Below are 2657 nucleotides of genomic sequence, written 5' to 3' on the forward strand. Positions count from 1 at the left end.
GAGATGATGGCCCTGTTGAAGAAGAGTCTGGAGGAGAAGAAGCGCAAGGCGGCATAACCAAGGTTTTAATCCCTCTACCCTCCCCCCTGCCCCCTCCCATCAAGAGGGGGAGTATTTTTTCAGAGGCAAGTTGATGGGCCTTGAAGACTACCGTAAGAAGCGCGATTTCCATCGTACCCCGGAGCCCCAAGGGAAAACGGCCGCAACCGAGCCGGCCCTCCGTTTCGTCGTCCACAAACATGCCGCTTCCCACCTGCACTATGATCTCCGCCTGGAACTGGACGGGGTGCTGAAGAGCTGGGCGGTGCCCAAAGGACCGTCCCTCGACCCAGCGGTGAAAAGGCTGGCCATGATGGTAGAGGACCATCCCTTCGACTCATTTCGAGGGGATCATTCCGGCAGGCAACTACGCGCCGGCGCCGTAATCATCTGGGATGAGGGGACCTGCCACGCCTATGGGACGGAGGAGCGTAGCGAAAGCGAACGAATCTTGCGCCAGGGCTGGCAAAGGGAGATCTGAAGTTCATTCTCCACGGCCACAAGCTCAAGGCAGATTTGCCCTGGTCAAGATCCGAAGTGGCGAGGACAATTCCTGGCTGCTGGTTAAAAAGGCGGATGAACATGCCACGGCGGCAGATATCACACGGCATGACCGGTCGGTGGTCTCGGGGCGAGGGCTGGATGAACTGGGGCCGGAAGGGGAAGAGCCGGTCATCGCCGACATGCCCGGCGAAGCTGCGCCCATGCCCCACAACGTCAAGCCCATGCTCGCCACACTGGTGAAGGATGCTTTCGACCACCCCGACTGGGTCTTCGAGATCAAGCTGGATGGTTACCGCACCATCGCCGAAATCGCTGCCGGCTCGGTGCTCCTCTATTCCCGCAATCTGCTCTCTTTCAACAACAAGTTTCCCACCATTGCCGCCGCCCTTGCCGGATTGGGTAGAGAGGCCATCCTTGACGGAGAAGTGACGGCCATGGATGAAAACGGCAGGTCCGATTTCCAGCTGCTGCAGAACTATGGCCGCACCGGGGAAGGATCGATCCTTTACTTCATCTTCGATCTCCTCTACCTTGACGGCCGCGATTTGCGCAACCTGCCGCTCCTTACCCGAAAGACCCTCCTGCAGGAAATACTTCCCGATCTCCCCGAGGTGAGGTATTGCGACCATATTGGTGAAACCGGCATCGCCTTCTTTCAAGCGGCGCAGGATAACGGCCTGGAGGGAATCGTCGCCAAACTGGCAGATAGTCGCTACGAAGCGGGGAAAAGAAGCAGTGCCTGGTTGAAGGTCAAGGCTACGCTCCGGCAGGAGGCCATCATCTGCGGCTTTACGGAGCCAAGGGGAAGCCGGAAAAAATTCGGCACCCTGGTGCTGGGTGCATACGACAAGGGGGAACTGGTCTACATCGGCACCAGTGGCGGCGGCTTTGACGAGGCGAGTCTTAATGAACTCCATGACATGCTGCTGCCGTTGGTTCAGGGGGACTCTCCATTCAAAACCAGGACCGCGACAAGGATGCCGGCCCAATGGGTGAAACCGGTACTGGTCTGCGAGGTCTCCTTTTCCGAATGGACCAGTGAAGGTGTCATGCGGCAACCTGTCTTTCTCGGCCTGCGTCAGGACAAGGACCCGGTGACCATAATCCGGGAAACATTTCCAGGTCCCATGGCGGCGCCACCTCCGTCCGCAAAAAAAGCCGGGCTGGCGGAAAAAGAACTGACAATCGGCAGCAGGCGGCTTAAGCTGACCAACCTGGACAAGGTCTTTTGGCCTGCAGAAGGCTACACTAAAAGGGACGTCATTGACTATTACCGCACGATTTCATTCTACCTGCTCCCCCATCTGCGTGACCGCCCCGAGTCCCTCTACCGCACCCCCAACGGCATCGAGGAGGCGGGGTTTTTCCAGAAGGACGTCAGGGACATGGTAGCGGACTGGCCGTTGACCGCGGCCATATATTCCGAGTCACAGCACAAAATCATCACCTTCCTCATCTGTCAGGATGAAGCAAGCCTTATTTACATGGCCAATCTGGGGTGTATCGAGATCAATCCCTGGCTTTCCCGGCTGGCGCCTGGATAATCCCGACTATCTGGTCATCGACCTGGACCCTGAAGACATACCATTTCACAAGGTGGTGGAAACGGCCCTGGCGGTAAAAGAGGTTCTGGACCGGGCAGACGCCGTCGGCTTTCCAAAAACCTCGGGCGCCACCGGAATGCACATCTATGTACCGCTGGAGGCCAGGTACGATTATGAAACCGCCGGCCGCTTCGCCCACCTCATCGCCACCCTTGCCAACCAGCTGGTGCCGGATTTCACCAGCCTGGAAAGGAGTCCGGCCAAGAGGCAGGGAAAGGTCTATCTTGACTTTCTGCAGAACAAGCGGGGCCAGACCCTTGCCGCTCCTTACAGCATCCGTCCCAGAGCGGGAGCAACCGTTTCCACCCCCCTTTACTGGAGCGAGGTAGCGCCGGGGCTGGACCCCCGGGATTTCACCATCAGAACAGTGCCGCAGCGCATTGAAAAAGCAGGCGATATCTTCGCCGGTGTGCTCGGCCCCGGCATCCGTATGGAACGCTGCATTGAAACACTGGAGCGTTTGTAAACAGTCCCAGGAACCATTCTTTTTGGACCACCGCTGACTAGGAG

General features: G+C 58.1%; 1 protein-coding gene and 1 pseudogene. Both read left to right on the forward strand.

Features of this window, described 5'->3' with window-relative positions:
* Positions 1 to 133: 133 nt before the first annotated feature.
* A complete protein-coding gene (locus tag JCM15764_RS25640; protein WP_243689554.1) occupies positions 134 to 520 on the forward strand; it encodes a DNA polymerase ligase N-terminal domain-containing protein in 387 nt (128 codons plus the stop codon).
* A 244-nt stretch (positions 521 to 764) separates the two neighbouring features.
* Positions 765 to 2613: pseudogene (ligD, locus tag JCM15764_RS20685) on the forward strand (DNA ligase D).
* The last annotated feature ends 44 nt before the right edge of the window (positions 2614 to 2657 follow it).

The organism is Geotalea toluenoxydans JCM 15764 (assembly GCF_001311985.1).
Lineage (GTDB): Bacteria > Desulfobacterota > Desulfuromonadia > Geobacterales > Geobacteraceae > Geotalea > Geotalea toluenoxydans.

What these genes read in the sequence shown, in the direction of transcription:
- JCM15764_RS25640 (WP_243689554.1), top strand. Translation starts at nt 134, where the DNA reads ATGGGCCTTGAAGACTACCGTAAGAAGCGCGATTTCCATCGTACCCCG.